We start from the raw sequence: 21836 nt of genomic DNA, 5'->3' as shown, positions 1-21836 counted from the left end.
ATGGTATGATCTGAACCGTGCTTATCCGGTTAGCTCCCAAGCCTACTAAATGTAGTGGGTCATGTGTTCTTGGCATAGAGTTGGGCATACGTCGGCGCGGTGACCTCTCCAGCAATGCCAAGCAAGGAGCGGAAGGCGTTGAAGGGATAGAAGCGACGGTTGAAGCGGAAGGTGAATTCGTTGAGATAGGCTGGCAGGTGCTGCGGGCTGACGCCGTGATGGATGCCGCGCAGCCAGGTTTTGAGATTGGAGAACACGAGGTGAACGATCGGCAGGAAGGTCTCGGCAATTTGCCTGTCGCCCCGCTCTGCGACGGCGGTATGGTAATAGCCGCATTCGCCCAGCTTCGCGTAGCCGCTCCAGTCGTCGGTAATGACGGTGGCGCCGGGCGTAACGGCGCGCTCGATGAATCCACCCAGCGACTTGGCGCTGCGATCTGGTGCCACGGCAAGGCGAACGCGTCCTGCGTAGCGCCCGGTTCTGCGTTTGTTGCGGCTCCCTTGCTGCTTGCGCTGGCGGACTTCGACCGCGCCGGCCACGAGAACCATGTCGTGCACGCCTCGGCCCTTGCCGCGGGTACGTCCGCCGACGTAGGTTTCATCGGCCTCGACGTGTTCGTCGGGCTTGCCGCCGATCCGGTCCTGGTCAGGGCGCACCATGCCGGCGCGCAGCTTGTGGAGAATCTGAAAGGCCGTTTCGTAGCGAGACAGCCCAAGTTGGCGCTGAAACTGCACGGCCGACATACCGGGTGTCTGGCTGGCAACCAGGTACGCCGCCGAGAACCAAACCGAGAGCGGAGTATGCGTACGTTGCATGATGGTGCCAGCGGTAAGACTGATGTCGCGGTTGCAATGACGACACCGCAAGACGCCGGGACGATTGGCAAAGCGGTACGGCTCGCTGGGCGAGCCGCAGTGTTCGCAGATGAACCCATCGCCCCACCGGGCACGCTCAAGGTAAGCCGCGCATGCCGCTTCGTCCGGGAACAGTCGCTGGAACTCTGGCAACGAGCGCGGAAACGACAGATCGCCTCGCTCAAGCACGTCGATAACCATGGTCGCTCTAGGTTGGCGTAGGTGCTCAACACACTACAGCTAGTGGTCCTGGGAGACAACCGGATAAGCACGATCTGAACATCCCCTCAAGTAGCGCGATGAAGCAGATAAGTTTTTTCCAAGGGGAGTTCGCGGGCAAGAATCGGACGGCGCGCCGGGAAGTATTCCTTGCTGAAATGGAGCAGGTGATGCCGTGGGGCGAGGTGCTGGGGGTAATTGCGCCGCACTACCCGAAGGGGAAGCGGGATCGTCTGCCGGTGGGGCTGGAGCGGATGCTGAGGGCGTATCTGGTGCAGCAATGGTACAGCCTGTCGGATGAAGGTGCGGTAGATGAGATCACCGTAAAGCAAGGCGCTGCGCGGGATTGTCGGGATCGCCCTGTCTCAGGAATCGGTACCGGATGCGACGACCTTGCTTTCGTTTCGCCATCTACTGGAGAAGCATGAACTGACGAAGAAGATGTTCGAGGAAATCCAACGAGAGGTGGCAGCATGTGTTCGTCGCCACATCATCCACGACCGAATAAATATCTTCCTAGCATCAACCCAAAACTGCAGAGCGTTTGTGTTGGCATACGTTCTGGCCCGCCAGGATACCGGCTGCAAACGCTCTGCCGCCAACACGACAACCCCGCCCGACGCCATGTCCCGCGGGGTTTTTCGTGTAAGCCTCCTGACCCCCATGCCCAACATATGTCATATCTGGGCTCTTGAAGGCCATTTCCCTCGAAAAATCCTGACTTCGGAAATTTAGTGCGTGATTTTCAAGCGGTTGTTTTTAAGTGACTTTTCGAGTGGCTTGGACGGGTTTTGCGATGGCGTAGGCTTTGGTTGCGTGGGGTACGCCAGATGCCTGATTGGTGTGGGGCACACGGCCACGGAAGCTGGATGATTTCGTCCTGACGCGGTCACATCTGTGCGGCATGCCCTAGGCGTGGAGGTAGGGGACAAGCGTGCGTTTTCCACATATGCGACGACGATCCACAAGTCGCAGAACTCGGAGTACCCCTTGGTGGTGATTCGGATCTCGACCCAGCACTACATGAGGCTCAAGCGCAATCTGATCTATGCGGGGATCACGCGCGGCAAGAGGTTGGTGGTGCTCGTCGGCCAGAAGAGAGCCTTGGCCACGGCCGTCAAGGGCACATAGGTCGACAGGCGCTGGTCGAAGCTGAATGAGCGTCTCTCCGCGACGGGCAAGTATTGATCGCTCCCGGCATTTGGGAAAGGTTCTGCTAATCCCGCGCCGGTCATCTCGTCCTAGCGTGCAGGACCGGACATCCATACAATGGCGCCGAAAGCAAGCGGGAGGATGCCTGAAAGACGATGATGACCGAAACAAAAAGCCACCCGAGATCCCTGATGTCACGCCCGGCTTTCGTAGTGCTGGCCGGGCTCATGATCAGCCTGCTGCCGATTGCAGCCGGCTGCGGACCGCGACGGGCCGGAGCAGGAAGCGATCGAGAAGGAAGCAGTGCGAAACTGCGAGGCCAATCAGAGTAACCTGAACCTGTGCAGCTATAGGCGCTACAAGCAACTCGATGAACGGCTCAATGCGCTCTACCAGATCCAGCTCAAACGGCTTCGCGGCAGCGAACAGGAGAAGCGCTTCATCGAGGCGGAACGGGCGTGGCTCAAGTACATCAACGCGGATTGCCTGTATCAGAACGGCCCGCGCGAGGAATCGGGAACGATCTGGCCGTTGCTGCAGAACAACTGCCTGTCAAACCATCTGCAGCAACGGATCGACCTGCTGCAATCCTTCGTCAATTGCACGCAGGATGGATGTCTCGGCCAGTGAGGTCAGCGTAGGCTGCAACCCGCACCCGCACCGATTTCGGCCATAGCTAGTGTGCTGTCTCTAAAATTGCTGTACATCTAAACTGGGGCGACTGGTTCATCTGGAGATTCTTCACGACGGGAAAGGGGTGCTCGACCAGGGAAGACCTGCCCTGCTTCGTCTACGGCGTGCTTCATCAGCCAGTTGCCCGTCATACCAAACGCATCACGCGGGCGGCCGATCAGATCAGCCGTTCCTGGATCGGCGGCGCCCGCTCGTCAAGCCGCTTGTGATGGAAACCCCAAAGGCCTCCTGCGGTCCCTTCCGCTGCGGTGTTCGGCATTGGTCGGACCAGAACCGAGGCCGCGCTGCACAGCGTGTAGACTGCGGCGGTCATCTGCCCGACGGTCGTCGAAGCGCGAATAGCGGCATTGACATACCACAGCACCACAGTTTGGCAGCGGCAAGTGTGGTGCCTCCCGGGTCAGGAACCGCTGACCCTGAAGACTCTTCGCGCTGGCACAGGAATCCTTCGTGGGTCTTATCGAAACGCTGCGATAGGGCAAGTCAGCCTGGTTACTGGCCCGTTCACTCTGCGATGTGGCGCGTCTGCGAGGCCACGAGAGCCAGACAACAATGCCAACGGCACACAAGAAAACCGCAATAAGCCAACCCGTCATCTCTTCTCCTTCAATGCGATTCGCTCAGTTCTCTGTATAAACACGAACGCCCGACGTCCAGCCTCGGAGGGTGTGGCGTGCACTGCGAGCGAAAATCATCTTGGCTGTGAGCACCAGATAGGTCATCCGTGTTCTTGTTAGCTTCTCGCTAGGATGCTCGCGTGTCGAATCGAATTTCTCTATTTGCGCCGGAAATCAACCGTCCCCGAGCCGCTGTAGCGCTGATCCCAATCATCGAGGCTGGCTTGTTGGCGTCCACGCTCCCTTTGAGCCGGTAGCTGTCGCAGCGGGCCGTGATCACAGGGCGGTGGTGCAACTGGGTCGAAGATTGACATCAGCGGCCACAAACCGCGGAAATTTGCCGCCGCCAAAAGGTCGGGCACGAAGATTGCCGACCGCGAGCCAAGTCAAAGGAGGGGGCCAGCCCGGCGCAGCAAACCCTTGACGCGGCGGAAGAACCGGTACGCTCCGGCATGGCTGGCAGGAAATCCTGTCGGTGATCCAGCCGCATTACCCGAACGGTTAACGGGGTCGGACATCGGTGGGCGTCGCACGGATTCTGCGAATGTACCTGATGCAGCACTGATATCACCTGTCGGACGAGGGGGTCAAGGGTGCGCTGACCGACAGCCCGTCGTTGCGGGACTTCGTCGGCATCGACCTGTCGAGGGAATCTGTCCCGGATGCGACGACCCTGCTGGGGTCCAACAGTGGCAACGCACCTTTGCCGCTTGAAGGGGAGTTGCTCATGTGGTGCGCCGAGCTCATTCGGCCGGTCGGCTAGTGTGGTGTTGCACGCAGTATGGAACTTACGAATTCCAGTCACCGCAAGGGTTTGAGGCCACTTGCACACCTGAGGAAAGTCTCGTCACGAATGCAGCACTACACTAGCTGGAGCGGACCGCGTTGCGGCCATCTTCCTTGGCCTGATAGAGGGCCGCATCTGCACGGCGTACTGCGCTCTCCTCATCCTGGTCCTCGCCATGGGCCATTGCAACACCAATGCTGACGGTGACTTGCCCAACTACGGGGAAGGGCTGGTCGGCAACGGTGCGACGAACGACCTCAGCGATGCGCAATGCGCCTTCGCGAGTCGTCTCCGAGAGGAGAGCCAAGAACTCTTCCCCGCCGCAACGCGCAACGAAGTCTGTCGCTCGCAAGGAACTCGTGAGGACCGTCGCCATGTGCCGCAGCACTTGGTCACCAGCTTCGTGGCCATGGGTGTCGTTGACCCCCTTGAACCAATCGACATCCATGAACAGAACGGCATAAGGATGGCCCGACCGCTTCAAGCGGAGGAACTCCATGCGCAGCCGCTCGTTGGCAGACTTCCGGTTTTGCAGGCCGGTGAGCGTATCTCGCCGGGCGAGTTGCTCCAGTTCCCGATTGGCGGCTACCAAGGCGGCAGAACGTTCCGCCAACAACTCACCGGCCTGACGAAGAGCAGTGGCGACCTCGGCTGCTTCCTGGATGCATACTTCTGGAATGGGCACCAACTGCCCGTTGCCCAAGGCGATGGCCGGCCCGGTCAGCGCACGCACGGAAGCGGCGATGATGCGCCCCGCCATCCACGCCAAACCGAGGCCGACGACGAGCAAAGCGGCCAGACCCAAGGCCAGCCAAGTCATGGTGTGCATCAGATCCCGTTCCAGCAATTGTCGTGGAATGCCAATGCCGACGCTCCAGCCAGTGACCGGCGAGCGGCTCCAGGCCGACAGCGTCGGAATCCCCTCGAGCGTGACCGTCTCCATCACACCCTCCGGAGACTGGCTGATGCGCTGGATGTACTCGGCCGTTCCCTTCTGGCCGATGAACTCTTCAGGCGCGTGGGTCCGCGCGGCAATGGTGCCCGTGTGATCGAAGATTGCTGAAACCCATCCCGCTGGAAAGTTCTGCGCGACGAGAATGGAGTTGAACTCATACGGCGACAAACCGATGCTCAGAACGTAGGTCACCTTCGTGTCGACGATCACCGGCAGGTCGATACTGACCACGGGCTTGCGCAGTACGCCACCGATGTAGACTTCCGAGACCACGGGCTTTGCGGTCTCAAAGACACGGCGAAGCATCGCCGGATGGCCGTGCCGCGGCAAAGGCTCGCCATAGTCCCGCAGCGTATTGATGATCTGTTGGCCGCTCTCGTCGCTGAGGACCACGTTCATGCCGACTTTCGTCGTTGCGATGACCGCTCGGGCTCGTCGGTGGAAGCCCTCCAGATCTTGCCGGTTCCCTACGCCCGAGGCGGCCAATACCTCTCCGATGGTCTGCGCCCTGAGCAACTGGCTATCAACGGCTTGGGCCATGGCACGTGCCGTGGCCATCAAGTCCCGTTCGAGTTGGGCACGTCCGTTCCGGTATTCCCGCGCGAACAGGATCGCGACGCCCAGGATCCCCGGCAAGAGGCAGACCAGAACCAGCCACAGGAGCAGCGCGCCGATGCGCCAGCGGCTAGCAAAGCCGAATGACCGAACGCTGTTCACGTGTCTCGAGCCATTATCTCGGTAAGGTCCAAGGGAACCTGTCCCAGCCACCTTCGAAAGGGGTCTTGGCATTCTGCCGTGGTTTCTGTCCCGAACCTTTGATCCCAATTATAGCCAGCCGCCCGTGCCGATGCGGAAGAGTCTGCTGCTGCACCACGAACCGGGCATCGTCTCGCGTCTTCGCTGCGGCGTGTCCTTTCGGCAACCCTGCGTGAAATCCCTGGCGGCGTCTGGTCGCGTGGGGGCCTCGTCCATTCCGATCCGGAGCCCTGCCGATGGCCTCATCCCTTCCCCTTGCCGACCCGCAACTGGCCGACACCGCGGCCGCCCTCGCCGCGTGGCGGAGCATCCGCGCGCCTGGCGCCCGCATTCCGGGCGACCTGTGGTTGCGAGCAACCGAGCTTGCCGGGCGGTACGGCGTTGCCCAAGTGGCGGTCGCGCTGAAGCTGGATTGCACCAGCCTGAAGCGCCGCCTGGCCGCCACCGCCAGCAGTCGGGCCGAGCGCGCGCAGAGTACGCCGCAGCCCGCGGACTTCGTCGAACTCAACTTCGGCCTGCCGCTCGCCCCACCGGCTTGCGTCCTGATCCTCTCGGACCGACACGGGCACGCGCTGCGCATCGAGTTGGCGCAAGCGGCAAGCAGTGATATCGCCGGGATCGCCCGGAGTCCCTGGCAGACGCGACCGTGATCGCGCTGAGCACGCGCCTGCGCGTCTGGGTGGCCAGCGAACCGGCCGACTTTCGCTGCAGCATCGACGGCCTCGCCCGACGCGTGCGGCAGACGCTCGCCGAAGACCCGTTCAGCGGCGCCCTGTTCGTCTTCCGCAACCGCCGGCGTACCGCTGTCAAACTCCTGGTCTATGATGGCCAGGGCTTCTGGCTGTGCCAAAAGCGCCTGTCGCAGGGTCGCTTCAGTTTCTGGCCCGAGGCATCGCCCGGGCAGGTTCTCGCCCCGCATGCCCTGGCAGTTCTGCTCTCGGGCGGCGACCACGCGGCGGCTGGCGGCCGACGCCAGTGGCCGAGCGGCTCGACGCGCTCGGCGTGATCGAACTGCAACCGGTTCGCCGCACGTCGCGGGAAGGACTGTTCGACCGTGTCCTTTCGGCAGAACTGCAAACCCGCGGCGGCGCTTGAGTCCGGCACCGGACCGGGGACCGGGAACCGGGGCACCCCTTTGGGATGCTCGTCCGACGAAGGCAAGCGGTGAGGGCCGCCTGCCGGGCGCCGGCGTGCTCAGCGAAGGGCTGCGAGCTTGGCCTGCCGCCGGCAGGCGGCCCTCGCCGCTGAAGACGGAGCGCACAAAGCTTGCCTGATCATTGACCGAGGATAACTCTTCTTATCGCAATCTTGCGATAAGATGAAGAGCTGGCTGTTCGCGGGTTCCGGGCCCGCCGGCCAACGTGCTGCCCCGATCCAGTCGCTGGTCGAGACGGCTCGGCCGAACCGGATCGCACCGATGGCCTGACCCACCAAAACGCTCGACAAGATCTCGAGTTGGCCGAACGCCCGCGTCGACGAACTGCTGCCGCTGAAGACGACACGGTGAGCGCGCCGCGCCCGGGGGCCGGCTGCGGCGGACGCTTACCTTCACGCCATAGCTCCGCGAGCGGTACAGCCAGCTTGGCGTGCGCGGTGCCATCGCCTATGTCCGAAATTCCTGCGCCGCCCACTGGCTGGATCCTGCGCAGATGCGCGGCTTTCTCGCCAAACCCTTTCTGCTGCAACTCGAGTGTCCTGCGCTGGACGGCCCAAGAAGCCACCGCAGGCAGCTTTCCCTGTGCCGGGGAAGCCTCGCCCAGCGATCGGATCGCAGCCCTGACACCTATAGAGGCCCTCGTGACGGAGCCCGCACCACCCGCCCATCCAGCGCTCACTTCCCGCCAGTCCCCCCGATCTGACCACCACAGCGGCGAGAGCGGGCGTTTCCGGCGAACGATTCCGATTCGACAGGGTCATGCGTCAGGCATGCGCCGCGCGTTCCTTTTTTTTGACGCCGCGGGAACGATTGGCTATACTGCCGTCCTCGCTGGCCAAGTAGCTCAGTTGGTAGAGCAGCGGACTGAAAATCCGCGTGTCCGTGGTTCGATTCCGCGCTTGGCCACCACATTCAAAAGCCCGAACCCGTTTCGGGCTTTTTCACGTCTGCCCGCCGCGCCAGTGTTGGCGGGCCTTCGCGGACTTGCCTCGCGAGCGTCAGGCCTCGCATCCCCACGTTTTTGGCCCTTCCCGGCCTCTCTGTTCTCCGTTTCTATCTGGTAGTCTCGCGAGCGCGCGCGAGGCCACTTCCTGTATTGGCGGGGGTTTGTAGGCGGTCGGTTGTGGTTGGCAAGTCCTGTAGCGGAGGCGACCGAGCGCGGAGAGTTACGCGGTGTCACGCGCTCGTCGCCGGTTGCAGTGCAATGACCGCCATGCCGGCCAGCGCGATTGTTGCGCCTACCGAATCCCATCGGGTCAGCGGGATGCCATCGACGAAGTGGAGCCACAGCAGCGCCACGGCGATGTACATCCCTCCATAGGCGGCGTAGGTACGCCCCGCCGCCATCGGGTGTAGCGTGAGCAGCCAGGCGAACAGCGCCAGAGAGAGGGCTGCCGGGATGAGCAGCCAAGTGGCGCGCCCCCGTTTAATGACCAGCCACGGAAGGTAACATCCGACGATCTCGGCGACAGCGGTAATCGCGAACAGGCTGGCGACTTTGAGCAGCTCCATCAATGATCTCCCCCTGGTTGTCCAGCGTGACACGCGCAGACTTCGCCCTGAGCGGCAGATACCAGCTCATGCAGAATGCCGCATTCGGCTGCGTGATGGCCGCTTTCACAGCGTGCGCGTAAGGCTGCGAGTTGTTGCTCCAATACCCGCATCGATTTCAGTCGCGCTCGCACGCGAACCAGTTGTTCGTCGATCAGCCGATCGATATCGCCACAGTCCGCTTCCGGCTGGGCAATGAAATCGAGCAGGCGCTTGATCTCCGCAAGGGACATGTCGAGCGCCCGGCAGTGGCGGATGAAGGCAAGCCGCTCTATGTGTGGCGGGCCGTAAATACGGTAGCTGTTGGCTTCCCGGGCGGGCGGCGGCACGAGTCCCGCTTTCTCATAGTAGCGGATGGTTTCGACGTCCACGCCCGTCATCTGTGCGAGATCCCCGATACGCATGTGCGCCTCCTGTGTAAGCCGGAGCATTTTAGCACTTGACCCTGTAGCTACTTCAAGGTTTCCAATAGGCGTATCGAATCATTGAGGGACAAATCATGTCTGCTTGCTGCTCTGGCGGATGCTCTTCGGCAAAGGCCACCGTCGATCCGCGCTTCCGCAAGGCGCTGTGGGTGGCGCTCGTCATCAATGCCTTGATGTTTCTGGTCGAAATCGTTGGCGGACTGCGCTCGGGCTCGGTATCGCTGCTGGCGGACGCAGTCGATTTCGCTGGCGACGCGGCCAACTACGCCCTGTCGCTGGCCGTGCTGTCCATGGGCATGATGTGGCGCGCGCGCGCGGCTGTGGTCAAGGGTTTGAGCATGGGCGCCTATGGGGTGTTCGTGTTTGGGAGGGCTGGCTGGGCAGCAGTTTCAGGCGTGCCTCCGGAACCGATCACGATGGGCGCCGTCGCCCTGCTGGCGCTGGTTGCCAATGTGAGCGTCGCCGTGATGCTTTACGCGTTTCGTGATGGCGACGCCAATATGCGCTCGGTCTGGCTGTGCAGCCGAAACGATGCCATCGTGAATGTGGCGGTGGGGCTGGCGGCGCTGGGCGTCATGGGTAGCGGCACCGCTTGGCCTGATGTGTTGGTGGCAGTGGCAATCGCTGCATTGGCCCTGTCGGCGGCATGGAGCGTGGTGCGGCAGGCGCGCGGAGAAATAGAAGCCCACGCCGCAGTAGCAACGCCCGTGTGAGGCCGTAGCGCACAAACAGCGTGGTAACGGATTTGAGCCTCCCTGACACCAATACAGGAGCGGGCCACCGAGGCTGTTGCAGCAGCTGATCACTCTGGTACAAGCACCCGCATCTGGTCGCCCCAGCCGTTTGGCCACGAGCGGCGCATCACTTGCTCCAACACAATGTCGGGAGCACTCACCATCCGTTCGATGACCTCTGGCGCCAACAGGGTCAGTCGCATGACCCGGCGCACCTGCGTCACATCCATGCCCTCTGCGTTGGCGATGTCGGCCATGGAAGCCGCCCGCTCCTCGTCCAGTATCCGCCGCCAATGGTGCGCCAATCCGAGCGCCCGCATCAGCGCGCTATCCTGCCCAGCCGCCCGCGCTTCCCGCTCCCGAGCGGCCTCAGACAGGAATTCCTGCGACGAGTCCAATGGCGTGATGATCTGTTTCCTGGACCCCCGCTGCACCAGCCGCCAGGGTATAAAGGTTTCCAGTCGCACGCCGCCGGCGGGTGTCGGGATCTCGTGGGTGACAGGGCGGCCTGTCTGCTGGCCGTAGTGTCTCTTGGACATCTCGCCTCCTTACTTGAACTGTTCCAGAATTTGACGCTGCTCCGGCCAGAGTGCGGGGATGTCGCTTCGCATCAACCAACGAAGCGTCAGCCTTCGTGGCTGGCAACCCATGATGAACTGCTCCACGATGTCGGGGGCCAGCCGCGCCAATCGCAGCAGTCTGCCAACCGTCGTCGGCATCAGTCCCTCGGCCCGAGCGATTTCGACCACCCCCTTGAAGGCCCCGGAGTCGAGCAGGGAGTGCCAGTACTGTGCCCGAGCAACGGCTTCGATGATGTGAACGTCGTGGGCAGACGTCCCCGAGTCGGCCAGCCACTGCCCTTTCTTCCGCTTGAACTGCAGGGGCACAAACGTTTCCAGCGAGTTGTCCATCAGGCCTCGACCTCCAGCAGTTCCGCACCAATGCCCCTCGGCGCGAACTCACCGATCAGCTTGTCCCAACCCAACTCCCGCCACTTCACCTTGATGCCCTGCGACTCAGCGACGTCGACGAGGTCGATCCGTTCGATCATCAGGTTGGCGATTCGGTGTCGCTCGACCGGGAACAACTGATCCCACACGTCGTTGAGCCGCGCCATCGCCAGCACCGTACTGGCTTCGTCGATCTGAGCGCCGTTGTGACGGAGGTGACGCACCACCGAGGTGATGGACTCAGGGCTGGTCAGCACGGTCCGGATCTGGGCGACCACCGCCGCTTCGATCTCCGGCGCGGGCAGGCGCTCGTAGCTCTTGCCCGGCGCGCCGAACCGGCTTTCCGACCGCGACACGTAGTAGAGGTACTGGCACCCATTCTTGCGCGTGTAGGTCGGGTACATCCGCTCGCCCGAGGGCGAGTACAGCAGACCGCGCAACAAGGCGTCAGTGCGCGACCGCATCTTGGCCTCGACCGACCTGGCGCGGCCGCCCTGGGCCAGCACCGCGTGAACCTTGTCCCAAAGCTCGCGGGCGATGATCGGCGGGTGCGCGCCGGGATACCAGTTCCCGTTGTGCGACAACTCGCCCAGGTAGATACGGTTGCGTAGCAGCTTGTGCAGGTACTTCTTGTCCATGCGCGCACCGCTACGGGCCTGGCCCTCCTGCGTGGTCCACGCCTTGGTCGTGACGCCCTCCAAGTTGAGGATGGCGGCAATCTGCGTCGGCGAGCCGATGGTCAGCATCTCCGCGAAGATGCGCCGCACCACTGCCGCCTCGGCTTCGTTGATGACCAGCAGGCGGTTTTCGATGTCATACCCCAGCGGCGGCACGCCACCCATCCATATCCCCTTGCGCTTGGCAGCCGCGATCTTGTCGCGGATGCGCTCGCCGGTGACCTCACGTTCGAATTGCGCGAAGGACAGCAGGACGTTCAGCATCAGCCGGCCCATCGAGGTTGTGGTGTTGAACTGCTGGGTGACGGCGACGAAAGACACCTTGTTGCGCTCGAAGACTTCGATCAGCCGGGAGAAGTCGGTCAGGCTCCGCGTCAGGCGGTCAATCTTGTAGACCACGACGATGTCGATCTTGCCGGCCTGGATGTCCGCGAGCAGGCGCTTCAATCCGGGCCGCTCCAGGTTGCCGCCGGAGAAGCCAGGATCGATGTAGTCGTCAGGGACGGCAATCCACCCTTCCGCCCGTTGACTGGCGATCGACGCCAGACCGGCTTCCTTCTGCGCGTCGATGGAGTTGAACTCCTGGTCGAGGCGTTCGTCCGTGGAGACGCGGCAGTAGACCGCGCAGCGCTTGCGGGCCTTGCTGGCTGCGATCTCGCTCATTGCGTCCCTCCCTTCCGCAGACCGAAGAACAGGGGACCACTCCAATGCGTGCCGGTGATATGCCGAGCCACAGCAGTCAGACTCTTGAACGTACGCCCTTCGTACTCGAATAGCCCCTCGGCGGTGACCGTCGCCCTGTGCTCGCGCTCGCCCCATTCGCGCAGCAAGATCGTGCCCGGCGCGAAATGGATATCACGCGGCTTGGCGCGCAGCTTGATCTTGGAGTGCTTCGCGCCGATGGCCTCCAGTCTCTGCTTGGTCTCGGGGGTGAGACCACCGAAGGCTTCCTCCTGCAGTTTGTAGGCGATGCGCGACTCGACGTGCGTCCGGTTGGGGTAGTCCGGACGGCGGGGGAAATATCGATCCCACACCGCCCAGAGTTCGCACATGGGCATGCAGGCCAGTTCGGCAACCCGCGCAGCGACCGATGCTTGTTTTTCGTTCATCACAACCTCTCCTCTTGATAGGGGGTTGTATGAACGCGCTGGTCGTCCAGGAAGCCAAGGTCAGATTCTCGCGGTTTGGCAGCCTGTGCAAGCTGGGTGCGGACGATGGCGGCAGCAAGGATTGTCGTGATCTCCGCCGCGCGCTCGCGTGGCGACATCGATTCGGGTAGAGTGAGTTGAGCGGTCATCTTCGTTCTCCATTCGGGTGGTCCAGACCGTCAAGAATGATATGACCACAGATTTTTCGGCGCTGGGTGTTTTGGAGTAGGCGTGAGTAAGAGAGCGGACATTCACGTCACGAACCTCGCGTTGACGGTCTTGCTAATGGTCAGCATGGGCGCGTCCGCGGAGACCCTGACCGGCACGGTGGTGGGCGTGGCGGACGGCGATACGATCACGGTGCTCGATCCCAACCGCGAGCAGCACAAGATCCGCGTTGCCGGCTTCGATGCGCCCGAGAAGGCGCAATCGTTCGGACAGCGGTCGAAGGAATCCCTGTGGGCGATGGTCTTCGGGAGAGAGGTGGATGTGAGTGGAAGCGCGTCGAGGAAGGCGGCCGGCCCTTGAAGCAACAACCGTACTTCCAGCGGTCGTAAGGCGAAGGCGGTCGGGTCCGATCTGCCTGAGGTTTCACGATAGAAGTTGCGAATGGCAGCACAGATTCCTGTTTTCTGCCCTGCCCTATCAGCCATAAGCATAAGATTTATGTATTGCAGACCTCCCCTCAAATCATTATGCTTTGAGGCATTCACCGTAGAAACGAACTCATGGTTCGTGCGAACATTTGTACGATGCCGATTTCCCGTGGCCAAGATCAAGGTACCCGAACGTACCCCTGGTACCCCCTGGTACCCACACCAAGCTGTTTCTCGAATCGAAAATACACGCCATGTTATTTCTAACGAATCGAGTGCCGGACGGGGGGTTGCGCTGAGCGGTTGGCAGACCCATCACCTTTTCTGATGGAAACTTAGATGCTTCGAATAGCCTGTTCTATTGCGAAAGCGTTCCCAACGATGGCTCGGTCGAGAACGGCTTGGCCGAGATAATGAGCGATCCCTTTCTAGACGGGCTTGCGAATACTGGCAGCGGCAAAGTCAACGCCAACCCCGATCGCACTTTCGCTCTATGAAATAGTTCATCAACAGTCCGTTGCCCAGACAACGGACTGTTGAGAGGCGTAACCCCCAACGCGCTCGCGAAAGCGTCCTAGTCAGAGGGGCCCGTGGGCACCAAAGATTGAGACATCTCCCCGAATAACCACATCAGATGATATTCCGGATAAGGTACGACGCGACGCGCGAGGCGCTTTTTCACCCCGGCAACGCGGACGATTTCTTTCAGATCGGCGCGCCGCGAGACGATACTGCGCTGTGCGCGGAAATGTCACGCTTGGCCTACGTCAAGGAAGAAGGGCGCCTAACGGAGTACCTCGGCCGCGCCGGATTTTGCAAGGGACAGATTTTTGGCTATGGCCGCAGCGGCACGCAAGCATTTATCGCGACCGCGCTCGATAGGGGGGTTACGATCGTGGCGTTTCGCGGGACAGAACCCGATGACCCGTCGGATTTGTTTAACGATGCCGAATTCCTACTGACCGAGTGGTGCGACGCGAAGGGCTGCGGTGCGCTCGGTAAGGTGCACGAGGGCTTCGCGCGAGCAGCACACCAAGAAGGGGTCTTCGGCTGCGTCATGGCGTATCTGGATGCCTTACCGCGCGATCACCGTGTGCTGATCACCGGGCATAGCCTCGGCGCCGCGCTTGCAACGCTGCTGGCAAGCTGGGTGCCGTCGGCGCACTTGTTCACGTTCGGCTCGCCCCGCGTGGGGAACACTGACTTTGCCGAAAGGATGGACAGACGTTTCGTAACGCGCTACGTGAATTGCTGTGATCTGGTGACGCAGATGCCGCCCGAGGGACTGCTGGGCTACTCACATGTGGGCAAGCTCGCCTACATCGATCGCAACGGCACAGTGCTCCTGAACGCACCGAGCGAAGCGGATATGCTGGAAGACGGGGCAAAGGCGCAGGTTGAATTCCTTCGTTACGCACTAGTGCGCGGAACGGTCTACTCCCGCGCACTTGCAGACCACGCGCCGATTAATTATCTGTATGGGGTAATGGGGCTACGCGAGTGATGCCCATTCCCCTGCATGGCAGGCGAACGGCCGACAGTTGTGTCGGGCGGAGGGTGCCCTCCGACAACGCCGTCTTAGCCGAGGATGTCGGGTATGCGATGACTGCTGATCGTGAGGTTGCCAAGGTTTAGGAAGCGTTTGGCTTTGGTGTAGTATATTGGCATCACCCCGGAGGGTCCGGGCTGGGCCGTCGGAGGAGATCGATCATGGCGATGCGCGTGAAACCGGACACTGTCGAGGGAGGGCTGAAGCAACGTTACCGGGTGACGAACTGGTCGGAATATGACCGGGCCTTGGTCAACCGGGGGAACCTGACGATCTGGTTTGACGAGGCGAGTATTCGGGACCAGTGGACTCCTGCACCACCGATTGGCCGTGGCAAGCCTGGGCTGTACTCGGAAACCGCCATCCAGACGTGCCTGACGATCAAGGGGCTGTTCCAGTTGCCGTATCGCGCCACGGAGGGACTGATCAAGTCGCTCATGCGCCTGTGCCAACTTGACTTGCCGGTGCCGGATCACACCCATATGTCGCGAAGGGCCGCACAGCTTTCGGTGAAGATTCCCCGGCGGCCGCGTAGGGGTCCAACGCATGTGGTGGTCGATTCGACGGGACTGAAGATCTTCGGCGAAGGCGAATGGAAAGTGCGTCAGCACGGGGTGGGTAAGCGTCGCACGTGGCGGAAGATCCATCTGGCGGTTGACGAGACCAGCAAGGACATCATCGGCATCGAAGTGACCACCACCGCCTGGGGCGACAGCGAAATCCTGCCCGGCCTGCTCGATCAGGTCGAGGGGGAGGTCTCGCAGGTCTCGGCCGATGGCGCCTACGACAGCCACGGGTGCCACGCGGCGATTACCGAACGGGGCGCGCGGGCCACCATCCCGCCCCGCGATGGAGCGGTTGCGTGGGGAGACGACCACCCCCGCGACGCCATCCTCCAGGAAATCGAAGCCAAGGGACTCGCCGGCTGGAAGAACGACGGCGGCTACCACCGGCGCAGCATCGCCGAGAACATGATGTTCCGGCTGAAGCAACTGGGCGACACCCTGTACTCGCGGACCTTTGAGCGGCAAGTGACAGAAGCTCACGTTCGCGCCGCCATCCTCAACACGTTTACCTACCTGGGCATACCGCGTTCTGACCGGGTAGGGGAAATTGCGTCCGCTGCATGAAGCAGCGCGGGAAACAGGGGGAGTCATGCCGATATTTCGCAACCAAGCCAAATGGTATATTAGTAATTGCTAATAGTGCACCAACGCCGAAGCGTTTTGACTTCGTGATGAGGGGGGCCGTAATGGAATCCGTTGCCTTGCTTTTTCGCCGGAGCGCCGCTCCCCTCGTTTGCGCTTTGCTGGCAGGGTGTACCGTCTTGCAACCGGTCCCCTCTCTACGCAAAGATCTGTATTTTCCGTCAAGAGCGAGCGACTTGGCTCCCGACAGCTGTTCTCAGGCCGGCGCTGACGCCACTGGGTGCCTTGTGCCGGCCGTGCCATTGGCAGGCTATTTTGGCGGCCTTGGTCAAGAGATCTGGAGCGTCGACCTGGACCGACGTAAATACGCCGCCATGGCTGCCGAAAAGACCAATCTCGCCAGCCTATATAATGCAATGCTTTGGCCAACGGGAGCTTATCTCGTCGGGCGCAGCGCGATCACAAGTCTACCGACCAGCGTGCTGATTGGCGTGAGCTCTTTCCTGACAGCTGCCTACGGCGTGCTTGGCTCGGGCATACCCGATCGCGACAAGCTGTATATCGAAGCTTCCATTGCCCTGAACTGCGCTATTGCGCTGGCCACCGTTGACCTATATGCCCTGCCGGACATACTCGACGGATACGAGCAGTATGACAAACTCCGCACATTCCTGCCAGGTACGCCAAGTTTGCAGCATGTTCGCCAAGAACTGACTGAGGCCCATAAGGCATTCGCAGCGCCTTTCACCAGCTTGCTCGCCGAGTTGCAGTCGCGCAAAGCGCCAGCCCCAGCGTATCGGCCAATTGATGTCGAGGTGCGTTTCAACAAACTCATAGGCAACACTGGCGTCGCGGGCAATACAGGTACGAGCGGCACCAACACAATCGAGCGATTCAAGGAGAATGGCCTCAAGCAGCAACAGAGGGCACAAGACCTGTCGCGGGAGCTTGGTCTTCTTTTCAGCAAGCTGAACGGCGAGGTGCGAAATGAGTTGCGCAAACGCGCAATCGGCGTGCAGGAACGGCTGAACCAGGCACTGATTGCCAGGGCACCAGCGCTTTCGGCGCCTGGCATGACGCCCAATCAGATATCGGCGTTGATCTTTAAAGGGATCCAGGAGGCCAGCGTGCCAGCCAAGGGCGACACCGGAACGTCGAAAGGGAAAGCGAAGGCACAGGCCGGTGCTGACACCTGGGTGCTGACCGCACCGATGCTCGCTGGCTTGACCAAGGAATCGGCACGGAATCTGAAAGCATTCAATGATTCTAAGCAAATCAGGCTGAGCCAAGCGATCGAGGAGGCCGAGCAATGGCTCACGCAGCAAAAGGAAATGGTGAGGGATAGAAGAGCGCGGATAGCAGCGGCACCGCACCCCGGCTGTGACGAGTCGATGTTCGAATACAAGGACGCAAAGACTGCTCAATACGGAGACGGGCGATGAGCCGGGGAGTACTCGACACGATTTTCAACTGGTCTAGCGGGGTCATTCAAGCGCGCGCCGCCGGCCACCACCGGGTCGCACCGGACTGGCTCGACCGCGACGCACTTTGCTGGCTGGCTCTGGCACCAGACTTCTGGGAGCTTCGCGTCGGCCTGAGGCACGGCGTGCCGCCGCGAGCGCTCCCCGCTCGTGTGAATCTTGGCGTAGGTCATCCGCCCCTGCCGGTAAAGGCACTGCCGGGCTGCGCGGCGCTAGCGCAATCCGTGCCAGGACTCGCGCGTACTACGTCGCCGTTCGAACATGGCACGGCAACCTGCCTGGTGCGGGATCGCCTGAGTCCCGATCGTCATTATCTGCTGACCTGCGGCCACGTCCTTGCGTCAAGCCGTAAAGCGCGTTGGAACGACCCGGTGGAGATCAACCTGGCAGCCCCGGGTGGCGGCTCATTGCGCCTGGAAGGCCGACTGCGCGAATGGCTGCCCGCTCCCGGCAACGAAATCCAACCGACCAACATCGACGCTGGACTGGTCGAAATCGATTACGCGGCTGTACAGCGCTTGCGCGAGGGGGCTGCAGACTGGATACCTGAGGCGATCGATGACCGCATGTCGATGGACTGTGGCCGCAGCGTCGTACTCAAGCGTTGCACCGGCGACCTTGAGGGAACAATCACGCTGCTGTGGTCCGGTGAAGTCGAACTGCCAGACGACACCGAAGGTGCTACCTATTTCCTGAGCAGCGCAGTCGGCTACACCACGACAGACGAGACAGTGGGCGGCGACAGCGGGGCCCCGGTATGGACCACCAGCGACGCGTTGCTCGGGATGCACATCGGCGCACTCGATCCTGAAGTCAGCTCTGGTGCCAATGCGGTGATGGGGCTTGTCGCGCCAGTACTCGACTGGTACAGCGTCAAGCCCTTCACTCGTGATGATCCGGCGACACTCGACGCCCGCCCGCGCGCTGGCAATTCCCCTCGACTCCCACAGCCGCCCGCCGGCAGCTTACTCCGGACACCGCCTGCTGCACTGTCCGACGAAGAGATCCAGATCGTTGCCAAGACGCTGTGGGGCGAAGCGCGCGGTGAAGGGAAGTTTGGGATGGAAGCCGTGGCCAGCGTGATCGTCAATCGCTTACGCCGCAAGTATCGGCGCTGCGACACGGCAGCTGAAGTATGCCTCGACCCACAGCAGTTCAGTTGCTGGAACTCTGGAGATCCGAACCGAGCAAAGATGAAAGCCCTGAACAACAACAGCATCGACGCCGAATACCGGCTTGCGCTGCAGGTCGCAGCGCAGGCGCTCGGTGGCGGCTTGCCTGACCCGACGCACGGTGCGCTGCATTACGTCGCGCGCACGCTGCGCTCTCGCCCGAATTGGCTGCTTGGAAAAACGCCTTGTCTTGTCATGGGCAATCATGAGTTTTACAACGACGTCGCCTAGCGATTGGGGGCAGCTCTATGGAAAACGTCATCGTCGACATACTAATTGGTCTGGTTCTGATCTACGCTGCGTTCTCTCTGCTTGTGACGTCGGTGCAGGAACTCGTTTCCGGCCAGTGGTTGCGCGGCCGTGTTTCGGTGCTGCATCGGCTCTTAAACGAAGCCACGGGGCAGGACCCGAAGCTGAAGGAAAGGCTGCTCAAGAACCCTCTGGTCTACGCCCTTTCCGAAGGTGAAGTGGCTAGGGAAGGCACCTTGCTGTTGAGGCCTCCACGTGGCCCCTCCGAAGTGCCTGCAGACGTTTTCGCTCGCGCTTTGCTGATGGAGGTAGATGCTGCTGCTGGCGGGAAGCACCCCAGCGAGCGTTTCGCAACACCTCAGCAGTTCATCGATGCACTGACCGCAAAAGGGGGGGATAAGCCTGAAGGATCGGATAAGGGCATCGTCGGCGCACTGCGCGGCCTGATGGTTGGGAACGAGACCAATTGGAGGGGCTTTGAAGCAGCGATCGCAGCCTGGTTTACCTACATCGGCGACCGCTCAAACGGTTGGTTCAAGCGCCGCAGCACCATATTTACGTTCTTCATCGCGCTGATTCTGGCAGTGGCCCTGAACATTGACACGATGTATATTGCGCGGTCGCTCGGCAGCGACGGAGAGCTTCGCGGCAGTCTGGTCAGCATCGCTGAACGTGTCGTGGCGGAGCGTGACGCGGGTACCAGCAACGAGCCTCCAGTCGCAGCGAAGGCGCCCGATAAACCGGCAGTGCTGGTTACGTCTCGCCTGGTGGACGCCTATTCCCGCCTGCGACCGGTTTACGAACGCGACGATGCAATCGCTCGCTTCGAGCATCGGCTGACGAAGGTGGGCGACGCGTGCCCAACTTTCCCTGAGGAAACCAAGACGACAACAAATACCAAGAAGATGTCTGCGGGTGATGAGAGGATGTCTAAGGTTAGCAGCAAGTTCGTCTCCGACCCGCATGCCTGGGTAGAGATCATCCCGCTAGTTAAAAAGGACATTGAATTGGCGGTTGCCGGCGTTCAGGACAACAAGAACAAGACCAACACAAACGAGCGTGTTCCGGAGGACCAGAATCGTTACGAGGAGAAGCTCTACGAGGCTTACCAGTGCCTCGTTTATGTCTCGACGTGGGTTAGTGCTGCGACTACCGTCAGCAAGGACCCAGCAACCCAGCGCGAAATGCAAGAAGCATCGCGGGCACTGGAAGACAGCAAGTCTGCCCTGTTGGAACTGGCGCGGCAACATACGCCTCCACGCGGCTTGCTGCGCCTGTTTCAGATGGCTCCAGACGACTTCAAGAACTGCACGCAGACAGCACGCAGCCTGAGCGAATTGCGGATTTGTACGGAGGAGCAGCAGGGAACCGTGGCGCGCCTGCCTATTGGTTTCTCGCTTAGCAACTTTCGCCAGCAACTGTGCTCCGCCAAATCTGGTCCTCGCCTTGATAAACTGAAGATGGAGATACATCAGGACACCGGTCTAGGAAATCTCTGCGCCGGAGAGGTTAAAGAGAGGCCGGAAATTGGCCTCAGTGCGATGCTACTTACCAGTGCGGGAGTCTATGCATGGCTCGCGTTGCTTGCCGGCGTGCTGGTGACCACCCTGTTCGCGCTCCTCGGCGCGCCGTTCTGGTTCGACCTCCTGGGCAAGTTCGTCCACCTCCGCGCAGCGGGTCGTGCATCCGATCTCGAGGATAACGCGAAAAGGGCGACCGGCACGCTGCCGCTGCTTCCGCCACCGGCTTCACCAAGCGGCGAGGCAAATTCCCCAACCTTGCTGGCCAAACCCGGACCGTCGAACCCCAGTCTCAACCGTTTTGAGGATCAACTCACAACACGCGAGATCATCGCACTGCAGCAGCGGCTGGGCGTTATGCCAGCGAGCGGCACCTTTGATTCCCCGACCCGCGCGGCACTGAAGAACGCCCAGGGTGGCGACGCTACGCTCACCCCAACCTCGTACCTCCAGATCGTTGGCCGCCCGGCGATCGCCAGCGAAACCCTGGTGGTGAGCGCGCTGGGGCGCCCGACGCTGCACCTTCCCCACCCCAACGTTCAGGCCTTGGCGACCAACCTGATGGAGATGCTGGAATTCCCAGGGCGCATCGCGACTACTGAAGGAACCTTCAGTGACGACCTTCGGGCGCTATGTGTGTTGTACCGTTACAAGAATGATCCAGAGCCCATAAAGACCAAGCGCGCCGTTTTCGAGCTCGCGCTCAACAAGCCGGCGGTGCTGGACGAAATCGACAACGCCATGTTGACCGAGATCCTGTCGTCGCGAGCGCGCAAGCCAGAATGGGATCGCGATGCCTTGGCACCGTGGCTTGACTGGGCACTCGGCGAACTGGGGCAGGTTGAGAAGAACGCCAACAACCGAAAAGCCAGCAACCCGCGCATCTGCGAGTACCTGGACGCGGTCGCAGCACATTTCGGTGACCAGGGGGATAAAACGGCGTGGTGTGGCGCCTTCGTGACCTGGGTGGTCACGCAGCACAACAACAGTTTGCCCGCTGGGCATACGGCACTACCCCCGCCACCCAAAGATCCGGGACTGGCGGCTAGCTGGAGCAACTGGGGTAGCGATTTCAAGTCCTCGCCACAGGCAGGCGACGTGATCGTTGTTAACACGTCGGCCAGCAGCAGTGGTCACCACGTCGGCTGGTGTTTCGCCATTGATGCAACACATGTCGTTCTGCTCGGCGGCAATCAGACCAACGGCGGGCGTGTCTGCCTGTCGACGTTCCTCCTCACGAGCTTGCACGCAGCCCGCCGAGGGTGAGGCGGTAGATTTGCAGTGAACAGACACTAATCGCAGTCTGAAAGCTGCTGGTGAGAGCGGTCAGCCATCGTATTCGCTGCCTGACTGATCAAGCCGCGTGATGTTGAGGTGGTGCCCCCTCAGGGAGCTTGAACAAACATGCCTTTCGGGCGGCGGGTCTATCTGGCGCTGATGGTGGGGC

At 61.5% G+C, this 21836-nt stretch carries 21 protein-coding genes, 1 tRNA gene and 1 pseudogene; 14 read left to right on the top strand and 9 right to left on the bottom strand.

Translation table 11 applies throughout. From position 1 onward, the window contains the following. Positions 1–59 precede the first annotated feature (59 nt). Positions 60–1055: an IS1595 family transposase gene (locus HT579_04085; protein ID QKS28187.1), complete on the bottom strand. Its 996-nt coding sequence runs from the start codon at positions 1053–1055 to the stop codon at positions 60–62. A 98-nt stretch (positions 1056–1153) separates the two neighbouring features. Here HT579_04085 and HT579_04080 point away from each other — a divergent pair, with 98 nt between their 5' ends. From HT579_04080 to HT579_04065, 4 genes and pseudogenes are all read left to right on the top strand, one after another. Continuing rightward, entirely contained in the window at positions 1154–1501 is a 348-nt protein-coding gene (locus HT579_04080) for a transposase (protein QKS28186.1), read from the top strand. Positions 1502–2021: 520 nt separating this feature from the next. Continuing rightward, positions 2022–2204 (top strand): annotated as a pseudogene (locus tag HT579_04075) (ATP-binding domain-containing protein). A gap of 324 nt (positions 2205–2528) precedes the next feature. After that, on the top strand, positions 2529–2855 hold the full coding sequence (locus HT579_04070) for a DUF1311 domain-containing protein (protein QKS28185.1): 327 nt from the start codon (positions 2529–2531) through the stop codon (positions 2853–2855). A 1251-nt stretch (positions 2856–4106) separates the two neighbouring features. Continuing rightward, entirely contained in the window at positions 4107–4298 is a 192-nt protein-coding gene (locus tag HT579_04065; protein QKS31491.1) for a transposase, read from the top strand. Between the two features lie 103 nt (positions 4299–4401). Here the strand turns inward: HT579_04065 and HT579_04060 are convergent, their stop codons facing one another. Continuing rightward, positions 4402–5994, bottom strand: coding sequence for a diguanylate cyclase (locus HT579_04060; GenBank protein ID QKS28184.1), 1593 nt, complete (start codon positions 5992–5994; stop codon positions 4402–4404). A gap of 275 nt (positions 5995–6269) precedes the next feature. On the opposite strand from HT579_04060, the gene HT579_04055 reads away from it, so the two are divergent. The 3 genes from HT579_04055 (at position 6270) to HT579_04045 (ending at position 8098) form a co-directional block, all read left to right on the top strand. Continuing rightward, the gene (locus HT579_04055; protein ID QKS28183.1) at positions 6270–6683 is read left to right on the top strand and encodes a hypothetical protein; all 414 of its coding nucleotides are present in this window, start codon (positions 6270–6272) and stop codon (positions 6681–6683) included. Continuing rightward, positions 6680–7039, top strand: coding sequence for an IS66 family insertion sequence element accessory protein TnpB (tnpB, locus tag HT579_04050; protein QKS28182.1), 360 nt, complete (start codon positions 6680–6682; stop codon positions 7037–7039). Before HT579_04055 ends, tnpB begins: the two co-directional genes overlap by 4 nt. A gap of 983 nt (positions 7040–8022) precedes the next feature. Further along, positions 8023–8098, top strand: a tRNA-Phe gene (locus tag HT579_04045). A gap of 267 nt (positions 8099–8365) precedes the next feature. Here HT579_04045 and HT579_04040 read toward each other — a convergent pair. After that, on the bottom strand, positions 8366–8701 hold the full coding sequence (locus tag HT579_04040) for a YnfA family protein (protein QKS28181.1): 336 nt from the start codon (positions 8699–8701) through the stop codon (positions 8366–8368). Then, positions 8701–9144 carry a Cd(II)/Pb(II)-responsive transcriptional regulator gene (gene cadR, locus HT579_04035; GenBank protein QKS28180.1) on the bottom strand — a complete coding sequence of 148 codons (444 nt, stop codon included), beginning with the start codon at positions 9142–9144 and terminating at the stop codon, positions 8701–8703. The genes HT579_04040 and cadR overlap by 1 nt, the downstream gene beginning before the upstream one ends. Before the next feature lie 95 nt (positions 9145–9239). Between cadR and HT579_04030 the strand changes: the two genes are divergently transcribed. Continuing rightward, positions 9240–9878 (top strand): cation transporter, encoded by a 639-nt coding sequence (locus tag HT579_04030; protein QKS28179.1) that lies wholly within the window; start codon positions 9240–9242, stop codon positions 9876–9878. Between the two features lie 89 nt (positions 9879–9967). Here HT579_04030 and HT579_04025 read toward each other — a convergent pair whose 3' ends face one another. From HT579_04025 to HT579_04005, 5 genes are read right to left on the bottom strand one after another with little or no spacing between them, the layout of a single operon-like run. Then, entirely contained in the window at positions 9968–10438 is a 471-nt protein-coding gene (locus HT579_04025) for a hypothetical protein (protein QKS28178.1), read from the bottom strand. 9 nt (positions 10439–10447) lie between these two features. Next, entirely contained in the window at positions 10448–10810 is a 363-nt protein-coding gene (locus HT579_04020) for a site-specific recombinase resolvase (protein QKS28177.1), read from the bottom strand. Beyond that, positions 10810–12189: a recombinase family protein gene (locus HT579_04015; GenBank protein QKS28176.1), complete on the bottom strand. Its 1380-nt coding sequence runs from the start codon at positions 12187–12189 to the stop codon at positions 10810–10812. The genes HT579_04020 and HT579_04015 overlap by 1 nt, the downstream gene beginning before the upstream one ends. Further along, positions 12186–12635 (bottom strand): DUF2924 domain-containing protein, encoded by a 450-nt coding sequence (locus HT579_04010; protein ID QKS28175.1) that lies wholly within the window; start codon positions 12633–12635, stop codon positions 12186–12188. The genes HT579_04015 and HT579_04010 overlap by 4 nt, the downstream gene beginning before the upstream one ends. Beyond that, positions 12635–12823, bottom strand: coding sequence for a hypothetical protein (locus HT579_04005; protein ID QKS28174.1), 189 nt, complete (start codon positions 12821–12823; stop codon positions 12635–12637). The genes HT579_04010 and HT579_04005 overlap by 1 nt, the downstream gene beginning before the upstream one ends. A gap of 82 nt (positions 12824–12905) precedes the next feature. Between HT579_04005 and HT579_04000 the strand changes: the two genes are divergently transcribed. The 6 genes from HT579_04000 (at position 12906) to HT579_03975 (ending at position 21655) form a co-directional block, all read left to right on the top strand. Continuing rightward, positions 12906–13202, top strand: coding sequence for a hypothetical protein (locus HT579_04000; protein QKS28173.1), 297 nt, complete (start codon positions 12906–12908; stop codon positions 13200–13202). A 702-nt stretch (positions 13203–13904) separates the two neighbouring features. Next, positions 13905–14774 (top strand): lipase family protein, encoded by an 870-nt coding sequence (locus tag HT579_03995; GenBank protein ID QKS28172.1) that lies wholly within the window; start codon positions 13905–13907, stop codon positions 14772–14774. 206 nt (positions 14775–14980) lie between these two features. Then, the gene (locus HT579_03990) at positions 14981–15949 is read left to right on the top strand and encodes an IS5 family transposase (GenBank protein ID QKS28171.1); all 969 of its coding nucleotides are present in this window, start codon (positions 14981–14983) and stop codon (positions 15947–15949) included. Between the two features lie 254 nt (positions 15950–16203). Beyond that, positions 16204–17409: a hypothetical protein gene (locus HT579_03985; GenBank protein ID QKS28170.1), complete on the top strand. Its 1206-nt coding sequence runs from the start codon at positions 16204–16206 to the stop codon at positions 17407–17409. A gap of 875 nt (positions 17410–18284) precedes the next feature. Further along, positions 18285–18851 carry a cell wall hydrolase gene (locus HT579_03980; GenBank protein ID QKS31490.1) on the top strand — a complete coding sequence of 189 codons (567 nt, stop codon included), beginning with the start codon at positions 18285–18287 and terminating at the stop codon, positions 18849–18851. Positions 18852–18868: 17 nt separating this feature from the next. Continuing rightward, on the top strand, positions 18869–21655 hold the full coding sequence (locus tag HT579_03975; protein QKS28169.1) for a hypothetical protein: 2787 nt from the start codon (positions 18869–18871) through the stop codon (positions 21653–21655). The last annotated feature ends 181 nt before the right edge of the window (positions 21656–21836 follow it).

It is taken from the genome of Candidatus Accumulibacter similis, assembly GCA_013347225.1.
In the GTDB taxonomy this organism is placed as follows: Bacteria; Pseudomonadota; Gammaproteobacteria; order Burkholderiales; family Rhodocyclaceae; genus Accumulibacter; species Accumulibacter similis.
Note: the sequence above shows the minus strand (reverse complement) of the source record. Positions and strands in the feature narration are given on the sequence as shown.

Bases quoted from the DNA above. Each gene is read 5' to 3' on its own strand.
- HT579_04085 (QKS28187.1), bottom strand. From the start codon at position 1,055: ATGGTTATCGACGTGCTTGAGCGAGGCGATCTGTCGTTTCCGCGCTCG.
- HT579_04080 (QKS28186.1), top strand. From the start codon at position 1,154: ATGAAGCAGATAAGTTTTTTCCAAGGGGAGTTCGCGGGCAAGAATCGG.
- HT579_04055 (QKS28183.1), top strand. From the start codon at position 6,270: ATGGCCTCATCCCTTCCCCTTGCCGACCCGCAACTGGCCGACACCGCG.
- HT579_04040 (QKS28181.1), bottom strand. From the start codon at position 8,701: ATGGAGCTGCTCAAAGTCGCCAGCCTGTTCGCGATTACCGCTGTCGCC.
- cadR (QKS28180.1), bottom strand. From the start codon at position 9,144: ATGCGTATCGGGGATCTCGCACAGATGACGGGCGTGGACGTCGAAACC.
- HT579_04030 (QKS28179.1), top strand. From the start codon at position 9,240: ATGTCTGCTTGCTGCTCTGGCGGATGCTCTTCGGCAAAGGCCACCGTC.
- HT579_04025 (QKS28178.1), bottom strand. From the start codon at position 10,438: ATGTCCAAGAGACACTACGGCCAGCAGACAGGCCGCCCTGTCACCCAC.
- HT579_04020 (QKS28177.1), bottom strand. From the start codon at position 10,810: ATGGACAACTCGCTGGAAACGTTTGTGCCCCTGCAGTTCAAGCGGAAG.
- HT579_04015 (QKS28176.1), bottom strand. From the start codon at position 12,189: ATGAGCGAGATCGCAGCCAGCAAGGCCCGCAAGCGCTGCGCGGTCTAC.
- HT579_04010 (QKS28175.1), bottom strand. From the start codon at position 12,635: ATGAACGAAAAACAAGCATCGGTCGCTGCGCGGGTTGCCGAACTGGCC.
- HT579_04005 (QKS28174.1), bottom strand. From the start codon at position 12,823: ATGACCGCTCAACTCACTCTACCCGAATCGATGTCGCCACGCGAGCGC.
- HT579_03995 (QKS28172.1), top strand. From the start codon at position 13,905: ATGATATTCCGGATAAGGTACGACGCGACGCGCGAGGCGCTTTTTCAC.
- HT579_03990 (QKS28171.1), top strand. From the start codon at position 14,981: ATGGCGATGCGCGTGAAACCGGACACTGTCGAGGGAGGGCTGAAGCAA.
- HT579_03980 (QKS31490.1), top strand. From the start codon at position 18,285: ATGGGGCTTGTCGCGCCAGTACTCGACTGGTACAGCGTCAAGCCCTTC.
- HT579_03975 (QKS28169.1), top strand. From the start codon at position 18,869: ATGGAAAACGTCATCGTCGACATACTAATTGGTCTGGTTCTGATCTAC.